Source organism: Natranaerobius thermophilus JW/NM-WN-LF (genome assembly GCF_000020005.1).
GTDB lineage: Bacteria > Bacillota > Natranaerobiia > Natranaerobiales > Natranaerobiaceae > Natranaerobius > Natranaerobius thermophilus.
Genome location: NC_010718.1, coordinates 2066318 through 2083567, shown reverse-complemented (window position 1 = coordinate 2083567; position 17250 = coordinate 2066318). Strand labels below are relative to the sequence as shown.

Annotated in this window: 19 protein-coding genes; 11 read left to right on the top strand and 8 right to left on the bottom strand. The window is 35.6% G+C overall.

Annotation, left to right across the window (positions count from 1 at the left end; all coding sequences use genetic code 11):
* Positions 1-312: 312 nt before the first annotated feature.
* Complete coding sequence (gshAB, locus tag NTHER_RS10045; protein WP_052291970.1) at positions 313-1623, bottom strand: bifunctional glutamate--cysteine ligase GshA/glutathione synthetase GshB; 1311 nt, start codon at positions 1621-1623, stop codon at positions 313-315.
* 236 nt (positions 1624-1859) lie between these two features.
* On the opposite strand from gshAB, the gene NTHER_RS10040 reads away from it, so the two are divergent.
* Together NTHER_RS10040 and NTHER_RS10035 are read left to right on the top strand one after the other, a co-directional pair.
* The gene (locus NTHER_RS10040) at positions 1860-2882 is read left to right on the top strand and encodes a GGDEF domain-containing response regulator (RefSeq protein WP_012448403.1); all 1023 of its coding nucleotides are present in this window, start codon (positions 1860-1862) and stop codon (positions 2880-2882) included.
* Positions 2883-3217: 335 nt separating this feature from the next.
* The gene (locus NTHER_RS10035) at positions 3218-4594 is read left to right on the top strand and encodes an alanine/glycine:cation symporter family protein (RefSeq protein ID WP_012448402.1); all 1377 of its coding nucleotides are present in this window, start codon (positions 3218-3220) and stop codon (positions 4592-4594) included.
* A 111-nt stretch (positions 4595-4705) separates the two neighbouring features.
* Here the strand turns inward: NTHER_RS10035 and NTHER_RS10030 are convergent, their stop codons facing one another.
* The 5 genes from NTHER_RS10030 to NTHER_RS10010 all read right to left on the bottom strand — a co-directional run bounded on the left by NTHER_RS10030 (position 4706) and on the right by NTHER_RS10010 (position 7118).
* A complete protein-coding gene (locus NTHER_RS10030) occupies positions 4706-4930 on the bottom strand; it encodes a DUF3892 domain-containing protein (protein ID WP_012448401.1) in 225 nt (74 codons plus the stop codon).
* Positions 4931-5017: 87 nt separating this feature from the next.
* Complete coding sequence (locus NTHER_RS10025; RefSeq protein WP_012448400.1) at positions 5018-5272, bottom strand: YggT family protein; 255 nt, start codon at positions 5270-5272, stop codon at positions 5018-5020.
* A 74-nt stretch (positions 5273-5346) separates the two neighbouring features.
* Entirely contained in the window at positions 5347-5769 is a 423-nt protein-coding gene (gene dut / locus NTHER_RS10020; protein WP_012448399.1) for a dUTP diphosphatase, read from the bottom strand.
* A 171-nt stretch (positions 5770-5940) separates the two neighbouring features.
* On the bottom strand, positions 5941-6741 hold the full coding sequence (locus NTHER_RS10015; protein ID WP_041367710.1) for a family 1 encapsulin nanocompartment shell protein: 801 nt from the start codon (positions 6739-6741) through the stop codon (positions 5941-5943).
* Positions 6742-6761: 20 nt separating this feature from the next.
* On the bottom strand, positions 6762-7118 hold the full coding sequence (locus tag NTHER_RS10010) for an encapsulin-associated ferritin-like protein (protein ID WP_012448397.1): 357 nt from the start codon (positions 7116-7118) through the stop codon (positions 6762-6764).
* A gap of 193 nt (positions 7119-7311) precedes the next feature.
* Here NTHER_RS10010 and NTHER_RS10005 point away from each other — a divergent pair, with 193 nt between their 5' ends.
* The 3 genes from NTHER_RS10005 (at position 7312) to NTHER_RS09995 (ending at position 11892) form a co-directional block, all read left to right on the top strand.
* Positions 7312-9324, top strand: coding sequence for a prolyl oligopeptidase family serine peptidase (locus NTHER_RS10005; protein ID WP_012448396.1), 2013 nt, complete (start codon positions 7312-7314; stop codon positions 9322-9324).
* A 116-nt stretch (positions 9325-9440) separates the two neighbouring features.
* Complete coding sequence (locus tag NTHER_RS10000) at positions 9441-11111, top strand: radical SAM protein (protein ID WP_012448395.1); 1671 nt, start codon at positions 9441-9443, stop codon at positions 11109-11111.
* Positions 11112-11208: 97 nt separating this feature from the next.
* Entirely contained in the window at positions 11209-11892 is a 684-nt protein-coding gene (locus NTHER_RS09995) for a spermine/spermidine synthase domain-containing protein (protein ID WP_012448394.1), read from the top strand.
* Between the two features lie 62 nt (positions 11893-11954).
* On the opposite strand, the gene NTHER_RS09990 is transcribed toward NTHER_RS09995, so the two are convergent.
* Positions 11955-12248, bottom strand: a complete 294-nt coding sequence (locus tag NTHER_RS09990; RefSeq protein WP_012448393.1) for a spore coat protein — start codon at positions 12246-12248, stop codon at positions 11955-11957.
* 80 nt (positions 12249-12328) lie between these two features.
* The gene (locus NTHER_RS09985; RefSeq protein ID WP_012448392.1) at positions 12329-12547 is read right to left on the bottom strand and encodes a hypothetical protein; all 219 of its coding nucleotides are present in this window, start codon (positions 12545-12547) and stop codon (positions 12329-12331) included.
* Positions 12548-12617: 70 nt separating this feature from the next.
* Between NTHER_RS09985 and thpR the strand changes: the two genes are divergently transcribed.
* The 6 genes from thpR to NTHER_RS09955 all read left to right on the top strand — a co-directional run bounded on the left by thpR (position 12618) and on the right by NTHER_RS09955 (position 17212).
* A complete protein-coding gene (thpR, locus tag NTHER_RS09980) occupies positions 12618-13178 on the top strand; it encodes an RNA 2',3'-cyclic phosphodiesterase (protein ID WP_012448391.1) in 561 nt (186 codons plus the stop codon).
* Between the two features lie 16 nt (positions 13179-13194).
* Positions 13195-13518, top strand: coding sequence for a hypothetical protein (locus tag NTHER_RS09975; RefSeq protein ID WP_012448390.1), 324 nt, complete (start codon positions 13195-13197; stop codon positions 13516-13518).
* A gap of 139 nt (positions 13519-13657) precedes the next feature.
* The gene (locus NTHER_RS09970; RefSeq protein WP_012448389.1) at positions 13658-15187 is read left to right on the top strand and encodes a tripartite tricarboxylate transporter permease; all 1530 of its coding nucleotides are present in this window, start codon (positions 13658-13660) and stop codon (positions 15185-15187) included.
* Positions 15184-15654 (top strand): tripartite tricarboxylate transporter TctB family protein, encoded by a 471-nt coding sequence (locus NTHER_RS09965; protein ID WP_012448388.1) that lies wholly within the window; start codon positions 15184-15186, stop codon positions 15652-15654. Before NTHER_RS09970 ends, NTHER_RS09965 begins: the two co-directional genes overlap by 4 nt.
* 20 nt (positions 15655-15674) lie before the next feature.
* The gene (locus NTHER_RS09960) at positions 15675-16643 is read left to right on the top strand and encodes a tripartite tricarboxylate transporter substrate binding protein (RefSeq protein WP_012448387.1); all 969 of its coding nucleotides are present in this window, start codon (positions 15675-15677) and stop codon (positions 16641-16643) included.
* A gap of 119 nt (positions 16644-16762) precedes the next feature.
* Entirely contained in the window at positions 16763-17212 is a 450-nt protein-coding gene (locus NTHER_RS09955; protein ID WP_012448386.1) for a DUF441 domain-containing protein, read from the top strand.
* Positions 17213-17250 lie beyond the last annotated feature (38 nt).

The following is a 17250-nucleotide window of genomic DNA, read 5'->3' as shown; positions in this document are numbered from 1 at the left end:
ATTCCTTCTTTTTCAAAAAAATTAATTTGAATAATTTCTGTAATCAATAAGGTTGTTAACCGAACAAAAGTTTGGTATAGTTAAATTCAAGAGATAATTGCAGGCTAATATCTCTGTATTTTTGGCAACTTTATGCTTCCAATTTGAATTTTTGGCAATTATATGTTTCTTAATCAAATGAATATAATCAATATTTAAAGGGTTAAATTAAGTTTTTTGGCAAACTTATGATTCAAAAAATGGCAAAGATACGGTTCAAGTCACAGCTACAACGGCAAACTTTTTTATTAGTACGAGATTATCCCATCTTATTTACTTTTTCTTGCTCTCTTCAAGATGCTTTTTTGCCAGGTCAATATGAAACTGCACATAGGAGCTTTGTTTAACTCCTTCAATAATCCTAAGGGCATAGGTTTTTTCTGGTTTTAGCACTTTTTCTCTAGCCGTATTGATTACATAAGAAAAATACTCAGTTTCACCCCCAAGCACTTCAATTAATTCTTCAAGTTCATTTATAATTTTTGTGGCTTCTTCCTGCAAATTTTCCCACTGACCTAACTCATCAAAAACGCCAATATTTTCAGGTCTTTCAGCTAAAGTTGCTTGTTCATGATTTGTATTAGCCATTTTCTGTTCCATGGTTCCAAAGGTGAAATCTGCTTTTACAAGCAGATAGGTAATCAATAGTCTTGTAAAATAAAGGTCTTCTTTTGAAATTCCGTTTTTGTCGAAAGGATTCAAATCAAAGAGCCTCAATTCCAGATATTGAATTCCTTGCTTCAACAGCTCTTCTAATGTTCCTTTCCCTCTTCCTTTAATCCTGACTGGTGAATAGAATTCATTAATGTTTTGAATTTTACCTTGATCAATGGAAGCCTGCAGGCTAGCAACGTAATCTTCGATCGTTTCATAACTGATATAAAGTTCCTCATTATTACTATAACCGCAGCTACTATTTCTCAGAGAACGAAAATCTTTGCAATAGCAACCTAAATTATCAGCAGTTTTAAGAGTTGGACTGGCTCCTGTTAGATAGATCAACAGCCATCTGTATTTCAATAAATACTTTGTGATTTTTAGATAAATATCATTTTTGAATTCCTGATAAGATTTATTGTGTTCTAACCTAGCATACAACTTATTTAAAAATTCTTCTTTAAGGGAGAAATTAAAGTGAACTCCGGATAGTAATTGCAGTTTTTTACCGTATTTTTTGGCTAATCTTTCTCTATATTTTCTTTCTTTATAACCTTCCTTGCCATATCTTGCGATAGGTATTTGTTCTTCTTCTGGCAATTTAGGCAGATTGCTTTGAGGCCATAAATATTCTCCGGTTAATCTCACCGAAACAAAGTCCTGAAGTTCACCTAGAAACTCGTATGCTTCTTCTATACTTTTACAAACTGGAGTGATAAGCTCTATCTGGCTTTCTGAAAAATCGGTTTTTATATAAGGATTGCGTAATTTATCACCAAATTCCTTGGGATGAGGAGATAATGCCAGGTTGCCTTGTTCATCAACTCTTAAATTCTCCTTTTCTAATCCGAAATTTCCTTCAAAACTCAGAGGGTTTATATCTGACTTCCGGATCAATGTTAATACTTCATTGTTTTTTATGTTCATATAAAACATCCTAGCTTTAGTATATTTGTTTTCTTGTTTTTTAATTTTTGAAGTTTGGTTATTCCCTATTCTTAGCATTTACGATATTAAATCAAAATTCTATTAAATGCTAACCTCCATTTTTTAGAATGATATTTATAATTAATAAAGGATTTTAATTCCCAAAATAGAAATGTAATTATACAAAATAGCAAGCAAAGTATATATACACATCTATAGCAATCGGTGGTGATATTATGGGAATTTTAATAGTTGACAATAATAATGATAGCCAATATATGCTAGAAAGATTATTAAATAAAGCCGGATATACTGATCTGCATTTCGCGAATTCAGCTAATGAAACTTTCAAGAAACTTGGGATTGACAAGTATGATGGACAAGCTCAAATCAAATATACCGATCTTGATTTAATTCTACTAGATATCATGATGCCTGATATTGATGGTATTGAAGTGTGTAAAAGAATTAATGATTCATCTCATGTTTCAGATATTCCTGTAATCATAGTGACTGCACTAAATGATTCGGGTTTTTTGGAAAGGGCATTTCAAGCTGGTGCTATAGACTTTATCACAAAACCTGTTAAACGCCTAGAACTTTTAGCTAGAGTAGGTTCTGCGATCAAACTAAGCAAGGAGAAACGGATGCGTATTGTAAGGGAACAAGAATTAGAAAAAACATTGAAGTTATTAGAAGAAACTAATAAAAAATTTGAAAAACTGGCAACCATAGACGAACTCACTCAATTAGCCAATAGAAGATTATTTGACGAAACCATGCGAGGTGAATGGCGAAGGGCTAACAGAAATGGTTATAATCTTTCTATAATTCTGCTGGATATTGATTACTTTAAGAATTTTAATGATGCTTATGGGCATCAAGCGGGAGACGAGTGTTTAAAAGCTATTGCAAAAAAATTAAAATTTTTAATGATGCGTCCTGGTGATTTTGCAGCTAGATATGGTGGTGAGGAATTTGCTGTAATTCTTCCAGAAACTGATTTAAGGGGGGCTCACAGTGTTGCCGAAAAAATCAGGCAAGGGATAGAAGAGTTAAAGATACCTCACTGTGATTCAAAAGTAGCACAATATGTGACAGTTAGTCTAGGTGTGGCATCTGCGGATTTAAAAAATTGCCAAGGTGGACGTGATCAAGCAACTGATGATGAAATTAAAATCCTGATTGAACATGCGGATGAAGCTTTATATAAAGCCAAAGATAATGGGAGAAATACAATAGCCCTTATGCAACCTTAACAAAGCTATAGCTTTAGTTTTTTATAGTGAGCGAACCTCCGGTCTAAAAACTGAGTAGTAAAAGGGAAGACTCCAATAGAATCGTCCAAGAAATTGGTACTCATGTAGAAAGTAAATATCGAGAATGTGTAGATAAAGAAAAGTGATATTTTATGAAGAGGATTTAGAGCTGCCTACCGGCAAAAAGACTTGGTTAACTACCCTGGGTCCCCGTATTAGAAAATGAGCAAGTGACCAACATTACGACAATACTTGGGCTAATGCCTAACAGTAGCAGAAGTGCATTATTTCAAATCCTCTCTCATAATTTTAATGTTATGGGAGGGGATTTTGTCATGTATGGACTATTTGAATTAAAAAATATCGATATTCATACTTTCAATTTAATTTTAAATGAAATAGTTTGGGGACTTCCATTTATCATAGTATTTGTTGGGACAGGGCTTTACTTGACGGTAAAATTAAATTTCTTCCAGTTCACTCATTTTATGACTTCTTGGAAGGAAACAATACTAAGAGAATTTCTTGGTAGAGGTGACCGCAAAACCACTGGTAACATTTCAGGTTTTCAAGCTATAAGTTCTGCCATGGCAGCCACTCTAGGCATAGGTAATATAGCAGGTGTGGCCACAGCTTTACACCTTGGAGGACCAGGGGCTATTTTTTGGATGTGGGTAACCGCCTTTGTGGGAATGGCTACTAAATTTGGAGAAGCCACCTTAAGCGTTAAATACCGACAAAAAGTAGGTCAAGAAATTTTTGGGGGAGTTATGTATTATATCCAAAAGGGTCTAGGGCGACGATGGCTTTGGCTTGCTGCACTATATGCCCTGTTTGCTGGAATTGCTACTTTGGGTACAGGGAATATGGTTCAATCAAATACGGTTGCCCATGCTTTATTAGAAGATTTTGGCATACCAAAACTGGTAACAGGAGTTGTGTCTGCAGTGGTTTTAGGGATGGTTATCCTGGGAGGCATAAAAAGAATTGCTCAAGTTGCAGCTATTTTAGTACCTTTGATGACTGTTATCTATATTTTAGGGGCTTTAATCATTCTGTATCTTAATTACACAGAAATCCCAGGAGCTTTATATGATATATTCTATTATGCCTTTAATCCCTACTCTGCTGTAAGCGGTTTCGCTGGGCTTGGTGTAATTCAAACAATTAAATTTGGGGTTGCTCGAGGAATATTTTTAAATGAAGCAGGTTTGGGGGCAGGTTCCATAGTTCATGCACAAGCCAGTAATACTCCCACCAGGCAAGGAATGTGGGGAGTATGGGAAGTTTTTGTGGATACCATGATAGTTGGTACAATGACAGCCCTGGTAATTTTAGTTTCCGGAGCTTTAGAGACTGGTAAAACTGGAGTGGTCTTAACAGCTACTGCCTTTGATAAAGGTTTACCTGGGCCCGGAGGATATTTTATAACTATTGCTATAATGGTGTTTGCCTGTACTACAATGATTACTTGGTCTTTCTATGGTGAGAAGAGTTGGGAATACTTATTTGGGAGTAGAATCAAGGTACCTTATCGACTCATTTTTATAGTTTTAATTGTATTTGGCGCCATAGGGACTCTAGAGGATGTTTGGATTTTTGCAGATACTATGAATGGGTTAATGGCACTACCCAACTTGATTGCATTAAATGCTTTAGCAAAAGTTGTTCAACGACAAAAAAATAAATATCTAAAAGGGATTGAGAGATAATGAGGAAGAAGTGATAAAACAATTATAGATATAACCGATGGGAGCAATACAATAAAAAAAGACAGGGTTATATAATATCCCTGTCCTTTGAATTCATGACAAAAATCAAATTTAAAACTCAGGTAAATTATCTAAATTATTCTCGGTAGTCCCATCAGGGTCTGACCGAAGAGTCTTTTTACCGTCTTTAGTTTTACCAGTGTTAACATCTGCGATTTGACCTAGTTCTGCCATTTCTATCGCACTATCTGTATCTATGATTCGTCCGTCATTTAACATGACTTTTTTAACATTCCCCTGTTCATCTCTTCTGACTCTTGCTATCCAATACGGCAATTCTATCCCTCCAAGGAATATTAGATACTGGGTATACTTACTTTGACGTGTTATTAGTATGAGGCCATTTTTTGTAAAATATGCAATTTAAAGTGTTCCGATCAATAGACCTTGGATAATTCGTATAATGAATAGTGCAATTAAGGGAGATATATCCATTGTCCCGCCAATAGGAGGTACAATACTACGAATTGGTGCTAAAATTGGCTCTGTAATTTGATAAATTGCTTCTCCTATTTGATAAACTGTGGAATCCGGTGAAAAATTTCCTCCAATAAAAGAAAAAATAATTCTAAACAGAAATAAGAAATACAATATTCTAAAAGCAACAAATAATAACATATGAATCCACCTCTTAGCTTAGGATTTATAGAAAAATTGTTCATATTAGCACAAAATATCACAGCAAAATAAATTTAACTCAGGCCAGTACTTCCAAAACCTTCTTCTCCCCGCTTTGTTTCAGATAGCTTGTCCACTTGAACAAACTCTGGTTTTACAACTGGATTGAATACCATTTGAGCTATTCGATCTCCTGGATTGATTTCTACATGATTGGTACTTAAGTTAGCCAAGTTTACTTTTATTTCCCCTCTAAAACCTATATCTATAATTCCCGTTATGGCTATAATACCTTTTTTAGCTAGTCCGCTTCGGGGATGAACTGTAGCCATGATATCTTGTGGTAACTCTATTTTGACTCCAGTTTTAATAAGTTTATTTTCTCCCGCTGGAATTATAATGGTTTCTTCTTCTGCGCTTTTGAGATCTGCTCCTACATCACCAGGATTTTGATATTTCGGCATGTGTTCATCCTTGGCAGATATTTTAATTTTCATCGAATACCTCCTTAACTATTGAATCTACTTAGTCTTCTTTGCAATTCGGTTGATGATTCATCTAATTCCTAATTATATCATCTATAAACAAAAATGTAATCTAGAGAAAAGATAAAGCTTTACAGGAGACGGATTTTCAAACCGCCTCCTGCAATTAGTTTGAGCTTTCCCTTATAATGTAAATTTTACGATTGTATCTGGATCAAGGACTCTGAATGTAAAGGACTCAGTAATAAATAGCTGAACATGGTGTTCATCATGATGTTCATATCCAATAGAGAAGTCCAGGCCAATTGTCAGTTCCAGATCATCATGGTCATAAGGTACAAGGTATGCACCGTCAACAATTGGACTGATAACTACTTTAGAGCCCGTTAATTCATGAATTCTTTCTATTAATGGCTCTCCTGACATTTCTTTATTAATTTTTCTCCAGGCTTCCTCTCCAACTATCAATGTCATGTTTTGAGAGATGTAAGCTTTTCTCAAGGTTATTATCCCTCTAGTAATGGACTCCATGATTTCACTACCTGTGTTACCAAGAGGAATCAAATCCTGAGTTAAGACAGTTTTTAGACCTGGAATTTGACCATCGTTATGCCCATTGTAGATGGCGTTTTCTTCAAAAAGGGCGATCTTTCTCGCTGCATCTTCTAGAGGTTCTAGGTCAATATCTTGTGCACCTCTTTCAATATTGTCAAGTTCCCACCGATCGAGTTTAAAAGTGATTCTTGTTTCCATAAGGGGTTTGACTTGATGTAGTCCAGCTTTGACCTCACCTTGTTGATGTCCATGAAAAATTTCACTTAACCTTCCTTCAGAAACAGCTGGGTAATCTAAACCTTTAGGACCATTAATTTTAAACACTTTTCTGGTGGATAAATTGGATTTAATTACTTGAGCAGCTCGGTCATTAATTTCATTCCAGGCGGCGTTGGTTAATGGCGCTAGTTGTTCTTTAAATAAATTCATTTTTTCAAAACCTCCTTCCATTACTTCATATCTCCGATTGTTAGACCATTAGGATGATCATTTTTATCGGTTCCATGGTCTAAATTACCTCGTTTTTCAGCTTCCGCTATGGGTATATCAGTAAATAAGTGATTTCTTAATTCTTCATCCCATTTATCCATATTACGTCTTAACCATTCAATAGTCATGCAAGCGTGTTCAATTTCTTCATCTCTGTTGTGGATCAAAATTTCCTTAAGTGCCGCATCGTTAGTAGCTGCTATTCTCTGATTATACCAGTCAACAGCTTCTACCTCTTCCTTTAAGCTATTAATTGCCCTGGTGATATTTCTGGTGTTTTCATCAAGCAAGTTCATAGGTTCATGATAATTATTCAATTTTAATACACCTCCCTTTTCGAGACTTAAAATAAGTTTTAGAATTGTGACAAATTCATGAAATAGTAAATACAGTATTATTTTTCCTAATAAAACAGAAAATATAAGTTAGTTAAAAATTTATAGCAGGAAAAATTCAGGAGATATCTAAAGTTGTTAGAAATGGAAATTTTTAAAAAGGGGAGTTGACTCAATGTCTTCTAAAAATTCTCGGATTGTAGTGGAAGATTTTCATGGTACTAAGGTATATGATCCCTACAGGTGGCTAGAGGATGAGAAAGCCCCTGAGGTTAAAGAGTGGAGGGAAAGAGAACAGGAACAGACCAAAAATTTTTTAGAAGGTGATTTAAAAACTAAAGTTAAACAACGGTTAGAAAAACTGTACAGTTTTCCACAACTATATATTCCTGTAAAAAAAGGACAGCGCTATTTTTATCAATATCATGATGGCTTGCAAAATCAGCCGGTCTTGTATTTTAGAGAAGCAAATGAGGATAAAGAAAAGCTATTGGTAGACCCCAATAAATTTAGTGATGACGGTACTACAGCTATAACAGTTTTTTTCCCTAGTGATGACGGTAAATTACTAGCTTATTCTCTATCACGAAAAGGAAGTGACTGGCAGGAAATATATATAATAAATGTAGAAACTGGAGAAAAATATCCTGAAACTATCCAATATTGCAGATTCACTAATGTAGCATGGTCCAAAGATAATCTGGGTTTTTATTATAGTAGATTTCCAAACCCTGAAGGGGTTGCAGAAGAAGATCAAAATAAATACAACAAAGTCTATTACCATAAAATTGGCAGAGACCAGTCTAATGATGAGTTAATTTATGAAGACAATCATGACAAAGAACTGGTATTTAATCCTTTTCTCACTCATGACGGCGAATATATATGCTTGTTCGTCCGCAAAGGAACAGATCCTCGAAATGGTTTTTATATAAAAAAAGCTGATTCTGAAGATAACTTTACAAAGTTATTCCCTCAAGGTGAAGCAATGTATAAGCCTATGGGGATAATTGGGAACACTTTTTATTTTTTAAGTGATAAACAAGCACCTAAAGGAAAGATTATAGCTGTTGATTTAAACAACCAAACCCAGAAAACTGTAATCGCAGAAACAGATAAAATAATCTCCGATGCGGCTGTAATTAACAATCATCTAGTTTTAGTTTATCAGGATCATGGAAGCCATCTCGTAAATATTTTCAATTTAGACGGAGTTAAAGTTGATCAGATAACATTAGCTGATTATGCTTCAATTTCTGGGTTGTCGGGGCAGCCTAATGACCCGGAAATGTTTATCGCATATAATACATTATTGCGTCCTACGACTATTTTGAGATATACTTTTGATGGTGAATCGGAAATTTATAAAACTCCAGAAATCTCCTATGAGCTAAGGGATTTTGAAAGTAAGCAAATATTTTATGAGTCGAAAGATGGAACTCAAGTTCCAATGTTTTTGATATATAAAAAAGGATTGGAATTGAATGGTAATAATCCGGCCTTGATATTTGGCTACGGTGGTTTTAAGATAAGCATGAACCCTAGATTTTCGCCCGCTAATATAAAATGGATCGAAGAGGGTGGAATATTTGCTATAGCTTGTATTAGGGGTGGAAATGAATATGGAGAAGACTGGCACAGACAGGGAATGCTATTGAATAAACAAAATGTATTTGACGACTTTATAGCTGCTGGGGAATGGTTGATTGACAATAATTATACCCGCAAAGACAAACTAGCTATTACAGGTCGCAGTAATGGTGGCTTATTAGTAGCTGCATGTATGACCCAACGACCAGATTTATACGGTGCAGTAGTTTGTGGGGTACCAGTTATTGATATGCTGCGATTCCATAAGTTTACCATTGGACGCTACTGGATCCCTGAATACGGTGATCCTGATAATGATCCTCAGGCTTTTGAAAATTTATATAGTTATTCACCTCTCCATAATATATCTAAGGGTGAAGTTTATCCACATACCCTTGTTTTAACTGCTGATACTGATGATAGAGTTGTCCCAGCTCATGCTTTAAAATTTGTTCGGGCACTTAAGGATAATGCAAAGAATAATCAGGATATTTTCCTAAGAATGGAGAAAAAAGCTGGTCATGGATTAGGGAAACCTATAGGAAAAAGAATTGAAGAAGATGCTGACTGGTTAAGCTTTTTATTAAAAGTTCTTTAAAATACGTTCTTTATTAAGTATATTCCTTATTTAAGTATGTCTGAGTTAACTCCCGAACAGTCCACAATGACAACTAACAGGCAAAATCAAAAATATGAAGTAGGGAGAGAAATGATATGGAACAATCGAATGCTAAAAAAATTACACTGATAGATGGATATGTGGATGAACCTTCTTGTTTGGGGGTACCGCCTTATATTTCTCCTTATGTCAGATATACTTTTGGTGCTCTCCTGGAATCCGGTTTCAGAGAAGGACAAATTGAATACTTAACCATTGATCAATTAAGAGATGATACAGAAAAATTGGAAGAACTACAAACAAATCGGGAATCGATTGTAATAATAGCAGGAACCACAGTGCCTGGGAGATATTTGGGAGGTCGTCCCATTTCACTTAAAGAAATCTCCCGAGTTTCTGAAAATTGTAGAGGCAAAATATATCTAGGAGGCCCTATAGTTTTATGTGGCTTTGAGATTCCAGGACTCGATTACTACTTAGATGAAACAGGAGCTTTTACTTTATACGAATTGATGAGTTGTTCAAGTTTTGATAAATCACTAAAATCAACGAAATCACTGATCCATAATCGCTCAGGCAGATTGGAACTTTTGGAACGATTCGCTCAAAGTGGAGCACAAGTCCTTACAAAACATCCTGAATTTCCCTTTGTAGTTTGTGAACTAGAAACTTATAGAGGGTGTTTACGCCAGGGTAATTGTAATTTTTGCAGTGAATCTTTAAAGAAAATCCTTTATACAAGAACCCCACAGGACATATCTAAGGAAGTTTCAGCTTTATACAGTCATGGTGCAAGACATTTTAGATTGGGTGCACAAACAGATCTATTTATGTACGGTGCTACTGAGACTGATTTAGGTCTAACCCCAAATCCGGCTGTAATTCAAGAATTATATAGTGGAATCAGAAAAGCAGCTCCTCAGCTGGAAACTTTGCATATGGATAATGCCAATCCTTCTACCATTGCCAGGTATCCCCAGGCAGCCCGAGAAATTATGAAAACCATAGTTACATATAATACTCCTGGAGATACAGCAGCTTTTGGTTTAGAATCCTGTGACCCGGAAGTTTTGAAGCAAAATGATATTGGGACCGATCCTCAAGAAACTATGGCTGCTATTGAACTAATGAACCAGGTTGGAGGAATAACAGAAAATGGTGTTTATAAGCTCCTACCTGGAATTAATCTTTTATACGGTTTACAAGGTGAGACTTCAGATACATTTGACTTAAATTTTAATTTTTTGAAAGAAGTACTCGACAGAGGTTTATTATTGCGGCGGATTAATCTAAGACAGGTTCGAGAAATTGCAGGATATGCAGCTAAAAAAGTGAATGAAAAGAGATTTAAACAACATAAAGAAATGGTTAATCAGGAGATAAACTTCCCCATGCTTAAAAAAGTGTTTCCTAAAAAAAGTATTCTAAAAAATGTAAGAACAGAAAAACGGGAAGGATACGTAACTTATGGGCGACAATTAGGTAGTTATCCAATCTTAGTGGGAATTCCAGGAGAACATCCTCTAGATAAATTTGTAGATGTAAAAGTTATAGATCATGGGTATCGGTCAATAACTGGATTGAAGTATCCATTTAATATTAATAAAGCTCAAAAAGAGGAGTTAAGGGCATTACCTGGTATCGGTAAAAAGAGAGCAACACATTTGTTTTTAAATAAACCTATTGAGAACGGGAATGAATTACAGAATTTACTTGGAGATTCTATAAATGTAGAAGAAATTGATAGTTTGATAGATCAATACTAGTTTTCAAAAAATTTTGTTGTTTAGTCATTGACAGCTCTAATATTCTCTGATAATTTATCCTTGCCAATATCGTATTGCCGGGAAAGGAGGAGAAAACGTGGTATCCGAAACTATAACAGCTGTTAAAAATGATGAAAAAGAACTTAAATTAATAAAAAGGGGTCAACATTATGAGATTATCTCTAATGGCATTTTTTTAATGGCTACTTATGGAGGAAACAGTGAGCGGGAAATGGTTGAAGATGGTTTATTTTATGTGAGTCAATTTAAGTTGAAGGATATAAAAGTCTTAATTGCAGGACTTGGTGTGGGTTATTCATTAATTCCGGCGGTAAAAGACGACAGGGTTTCCAAGTTAGATGTAGTTGAGATGGAACAAGAGATCATAGATTGGAATAAAAAATACTTCTCAAAATATAATGAAAATTGCTTGGAAAATGAAAAGGTAACAGTGATCCAGGATGATATTTATAACTATCTTAAAAATAACGCAGAGTTGGGCCATGATTACTACGATTTGATCATTTTGGATGTTGACAATGGTCCGGACTGGCTTGTAAGAGAAGATAATAAACGATTATATCAAAAACAGGGAATGGAATTAGTAAGTAAGTCATTAAATCAAGGTGGTTATGTTGCAATTTGGTCAATGGAAGAAAAAAGTAGCTTAGAAAATTCTTTATTGGCATGTTACTCGCAAGTTTTTATCAGAGAATATTTGTCCTATGATGATAAAGGTAGGAAACATAAAGATTCTGTTTATTTTGCTCAAAAAAACTAAAATTCTATTAAATAAGTATAGCCGGGTCAGTTCCCGGCTATACTTTATTGTTACTACATGTATTAGCTTCTTCGAGTGAAATATTGTTGTTGTTGGCCCTGTCCCTGAAACTGACTTGATTGATTTTGTCCTGTAGCCATTTCAGGTTGATACCACCCTTTGCTTTTCATAGTTTCCAGCATATTTAAATGTTGCTCTAAAGTATGATCGTGAAGGTCAAAAAACGCCTGTCTAGTATCCTGGCTATTAGCTTCTAAAACACCCTGGTGATAAACAGAAGAAACATGTTTTGTAGTGGACAATAGATCATTAAGCATATCTTTATCAGAGATATTGCGTTGATTTTGGGGTTGCAACGTTATCCCTCCTTAAGGTATAGTTTTTGTAAGAGCTAATTAATTTTACAAGTAAAATTAATTAATAGTTTTAAGGAACATTAACTTTGAGAGATTCCAGATCTCTGTAGATAACTTTGCAGAAAGTTAACTTTTTCTTCGCAATCTCTCTTAATTTGCTGGATAGTATTCTTCACTTGTGGATCTTGGACTTGACTTATGTAATTGTTACATTTTGATAGACAAACTTGTTCTTGACTTAGCTGGTCTTGAAGGTATAGTTTTTCCTTCTGAGTTAATTGTTGTTGATTATGATACATGGCACCACCTCCTTACCAATTTTTGTTCTTTATGTGACCAAGAATAGTATTTATCGTGAGAGGTGAAATTATGCGTAGTTTTATAGCAATTTTTTTTAATTCAAAAGTGGTAGAAAGCCTTGCTAGAAATCAAAACTTATGTAGAGAAAAAGGGATTAAAGGTAAATACGTAAAACCTGATAATATACATTTGACAGTCAAATTTTTAGGTGATGTTGAACAAAATGCTTTGGATAAATTACAACTTTTAGATCAAGAACTAGAACAAATAGAGCCTTTAAAGTTGCGTTTATCCCATTTGGGTGTATTTCCCGGTAAAGGGCGACCACGAGTATTGTGGCAGGGATTATCAGGGGATGACATAAAGGATCTTCAACAAATTCATCAGGAGGTGGAACAATTTACTGAAAGAGAATTAAAGATAGCTCAAGAAAAAAAGAAATTTCGGCCTCATGTCACTTTGTTAAGAAATCCAGATATTCCAAAAGGTGTTTCCATTGATCAAATTTCTAAAGAAGAATTAGAGCGGCCAGAAATTCTTGTAGATTCTATTTCATTGATTAAAAGCGAATTAACACCAAAAGGGCCTATATATACAGAACTAAAACGTTTTGTGTTCAATAACTCTTAGTAAAGGAGATGATGTTTTGTTTGAGTTATTGGAAGAATTAGAGCCTAAGTTTAAGAAACATTTCAATAAAGAAGTTAATATGACTGAAATAACCAGGTATTCAATTAATATTAATTCTAAAACATGGTTGGTCGTGACTAACCAATATATATACATCCTAAATAAAAAGCTTTGGTTTATAACCACTTGGAAACGGAAATTGAAAAATATTCATCAAATTAAAATTTTAGATTCGAAGCTGGTTATTGTGACTGAACAGGGACAAAAAACTCTTAGAATTCCTACCGATAGAGAGTCACAAGTTAGAAAACTTGTTGAAAAGTTACAAGAGATCCAATAGGTCAGCCCTTAGAGGCTGATTTTTTTATGTTTTTTAATTGTTTGGACTGTCACAAGTAATAAAAGATTCAAATATTATATTGGTGACCTCAAATTTGGTTGAGATATCAAACTTGTGACTGCAGAAAGGAGGGAGAGTTTTGGCAGATATTTTAGCCACTGTACCTGCAATTTTGGATGCTTCATATTTGTTAATTGTGGCAGCTGGTGTGTTTGGAGGTATTTTGGTAGGTGCTCTTCCAGGACTTACTCCTACTATGGGGGTAGCTTTGCTAGTTCCTTTTACATTCTATCTGCCCGCAGAACAGGGCTTATTAATGTTGGGTTCAGTATATGTAGGCAGTGTATACGGTGGGGCAATAACAGCAATTTTAATAAATATTCCAGGAGCGCCAGCTTCAATAGCTACAATAATGGATGGTCATCCCATGGCAAACAAAGGTGAAGGTGAAAAGGCCATTCATCTGGCCACTCTTTCTTCTTTTATAGGTGGCGTATTTGGTGTGATATTACTATTATTTTTTGCTCCTGCTTTGGCAAGGGTCTCACTAAACTTTGGGCCTGCTGAGCATTTTTGGATAGCTGTTTTTGGAATCACAGTGATAGCTGGCTTATCTAAAGGAAGTATTTGGAAGGGAATTATGGGAGGCGCTGCGGGTTTATGGTTGAGCACAATTGGCATTGGTGAAATAACGGGTACAGCTCGGTTCACCTTTGAGTCGGCTCATTTGACAGGTGGCATTGGCTTAGTCTCTATGTTAATTGGCTTATTTGCATTTCCCCAGGCTTTGGTCTTTGTAGAGCGCTTGTTTCAAAGTAAAGAAACACGAAAGTTTAATGAAAATGTGTTTCATAAAAGCAGATCCTTCCTGAAAGGGATAAAAGACATAATTAAGTACAAGAAGAATGTGATTATGGGTTCGATAATAGGTGGCTTGGTAGGATTAGTGCCTGGAGCTGGTGGTCAAATTGCTGGTTTAGTTGCTTACAACGAAGTGAAGCGTTATTCCCCGGAAAAGGATAAGTTCGGCACAGGACATGAAGGAGGAATAATTACTACCGAAAGTGCTAATAACGCCATGGTTGGTTGTTCTCTTGTTCCCCTTTTGACCCTGGGGATTCCAGGGAGCCCCACGGCGGCAGTTCTATTAGGCGGATTACTCATGAATGGTCTCTGGCCAGGACCTGAAATGTTTCAGGAAAACGCTTCAATTACCTATACTTTTATTTTAGGAATGGTAGCAGCCCAATTTTTTATGTTATTTATTGGGGGCTTTGGAGGACGTTTTTTCAAAAGAGTGATGTATGTATCACCTGGGATTATGGCTCCTTTAATTTTAGTGTTTTGCGTTTTAGGTTCATTTGCAGAAAGAAACAATTTTAGTGATGTGTGGTTTATGTTAATAGTTGGTGTTTTGATGTATTTTGGTATGAAATTTGGTTTTAGCCCGGCACCGGTTGGTTTAGGATTTATCCTGGGTGAATATGCCGAAAGAGGATTTTTATTAGCAAATCGGGCTAGTGTCAGTGAAGGATCATTAATGCTGCATTTTCTAGACAGCCCCATAGTTATTGTTTTAATGCTATTGACAGCAATCTCAATTATAACTACTGCAGTATTAGAAATCAGTAAAAAACAAAAGAAGTTGAAGGAGGTTGAGCAAAAATGAGATCCAGAGGAATTCAATATTATAAATTGGAATTACTGCTCTGTGGTCTGGCACTAGTGATTGCCGGTTTATTGATCATGGAAGCCTTAAAGTATCCAGTTGAAGCTTATATATTTCCCGTGGCGGTCTTAAGTATTGGCATTGTTGCATCCATCGGGCAGGGAGCTATAGTTACCTGGAAGGTATTAAAAAATAAATTTGAAGAACATGATTTACAGAGCCCCATGGAAGAAATTCCTTTAATTAAAATGTTAATTATTATAGTAGTTTTTTTAGCTTACTTATTTCTCATTCCTCGTATTGGGTTCTTTGTGATGACCTGGATTTTTTTGAATTTTCTATTAATATTGTTCCAAAAATCTCCAATTTACGTTAATCTAGCCCTCGGTACCAGTTTGACAGTCGCTATGTATTTACTGTTTAGTCTTTTCCTCAGGGTACCATTACCTAGAGGATTATTTATATAAAATTAGGAGGCTGATAATTAATGGAAAAACTCAAAATTATTACGATCGGGGTGTTGATCGGAAGTCTCGTGATTTTTGCAGGATGTTCAGAAGATGATCACGCAAATTATCCGGAAAGACCCATTGAATTAATCGTTGCTTATTCAGCAGGAGCGGCAACAGACACCCAAGCTAGAATTTTAGCGGATTACGCCGAAGATGAATTAGGCCAGCCAGTAGTTGTTCAAAACATTGAAGGTTCAGGTGGCCAGGTGGGATGGAATGAGTTTGCTGATGCCGACCCGGACGGTTACACTTTGGCTGCATACAATCTCCCCCATATTTTAGCTCAACCTCAAGTTCATGATACTGAATACACCAAAGAAACTTTTGAACCCATCATGAATTGGGGATTTGATCCAACAGTGTTTGCTGTGAGAGAAGATAGCCCTTATGAAACTTTGGACGATTTGATAGAAGATGCCCAAGAAAATCCTGGTGAAATTTCTATAGGAAAAGCTGGCCTATATATTGGGCATCACTTTTTGATTTTGCAAATGAAAGATGAAACAGGGGTAGAATTTAATCAAATGCCATATCCCGGAGCAGCCGATGCTCTGGCTAATCTACTGGGCGGTCATATAGATGTGGTTTCAGGTAATTTAAGTGATATGTATCGTCAAGGTGACGAAGTTCGGATTTTAGCTGTGGCTACTGAAGAACGTCATCCTTTTGCTCCAGATGTTCCTACATTTAAAGAGTTGGGATATGACACAGCTATAATGAGTACTGATAGAGGGATTGCAGCCCCTGAAGGTACTCCTCCAGAAATCATAGAAGTATTGACAGAAGCTTTTTATAATGTAGCTGAAAATCCCGATTATCAGGAAGAAATGGATGAAGCAGGTGCGGACACCCTGTTTTTAAAACGAGACGAAGTAAAAGAGGAATTTGAAGAACGAGAAGAGATTTTAATTGACTTACTTGACAAATTTGGTCACTTGGAATAACTTTTGGTTTTCCCCTGAGAGTCTGTTGAAAAGTAATTTAATGCAAGAATCATAAGATGTGATATTTGACATTAATTTACGACCCCCTCCATAAAATTTAAACAGGAGGGGGTGAGTTTTTGTTTCATGAAATAGTTGTGTTATTATTTATATTTCTTATAGCTTTAATTGGGAAGAATGATTTGGTGGCAACGGCTGGAGCATTGCTCTTTGTTATGAAATTTTCCCCATTAAGTAATGTATTCCCTTTTTTAACGGAAAGGGGAATTGAACTAGGTATCTTACTATTAACATTAAGTGTACTCACCCCTTTTGCTGCAGGAGATATTATGCCTAGGGATTTATTATCAACTTTAAAATCACCGGCAGGGTTAATTGCTGTTTTTTCTGGCATTGTGGCATCTTATTTGACTGGTCATGGGGTGGAATTATTGAGATCGCGCCCGGAGGTTATGGTAGGTTTAATAGTTGGTTCAATTATAGGGGCATCTTTCTTGAAAGGGGTTCCAGCTGGTCCTTTAGTAGCTGCAGGGTTAGCTGCAGTCCTTATCAAATCTTTGAATCTCTGAAAATTTATAATCAATTTTGAAAATAACCTACAATTAAA

What these genes read in the sequence shown, in the direction of transcription:
- gshAB (WP_052291970.1), bottom strand. Translation starts at nt 1,623, where the DNA reads ATGAACATAAAAAACAATGAAGTATTAACATTGATCCGGAAGTCAGAT.
- NTHER_RS10040 (WP_012448403.1), top strand. Translation starts at nt 1,860, where the DNA reads ATGGGAATTTTAATAGTTGACAATAATAATGATAGCCAATATATGCTA.
- NTHER_RS10035 (WP_012448402.1), top strand. Translation starts at nt 3,218, where the DNA reads ATGTATGGACTATTTGAATTAAAAAATATCGATATTCATACTTTCAAT.
- NTHER_RS10025 (WP_012448400.1), bottom strand. Translation starts at nt 5,272, where the DNA reads ATGTTATTATTTGTTGCTTTTAGAATATTGTATTTCTTATTTCTGTTT.
- dut (WP_012448399.1), bottom strand. Translation starts at nt 5,769, where the DNA reads ATGAAAATTAAAATATCTGCCAAGGATGAACACATGCCGAAATATCAA.
- NTHER_RS10015 (WP_041367710.1), bottom strand. Translation starts at nt 6,741, where the DNA reads ATGAATTTATTTAAAGAACAACTAGCGCCATTAACCAACGCCGCCTGG.
- NTHER_RS10005 (WP_012448396.1), top strand. Translation starts at nt 7,312, where the DNA reads ATGTCTTCTAAAAATTCTCGGATTGTAGTGGAAGATTTTCATGGTACT.
- NTHER_RS10000 (WP_012448395.1), top strand. Translation starts at nt 9,441, where the DNA reads ATGGAACAATCGAATGCTAAAAAAATTACACTGATAGATGGATATGTG.
- NTHER_RS09985 (WP_012448392.1), bottom strand. Translation starts at nt 12,547, where the DNA reads ATGTATCATAATCAACAACAATTAACTCAGAAGGAAAAACTATACCTT.
- thpR (WP_012448391.1), top strand. Translation starts at nt 12,618, where the DNA reads ATGCGTAGTTTTATAGCAATTTTTTTTAATTCAAAAGTGGTAGAAAGC.
- NTHER_RS09965 (WP_012448388.1), top strand. Translation starts at nt 15,184, where the DNA reads ATGAGATCCAGAGGAATTCAATATTATAAATTGGAATTACTGCTCTGT.
- NTHER_RS09960 (WP_012448387.1), top strand. Translation starts at nt 15,675, where the DNA reads ATGGAAAAACTCAAAATTATTACGATCGGGGTGTTGATCGGAAGTCTC.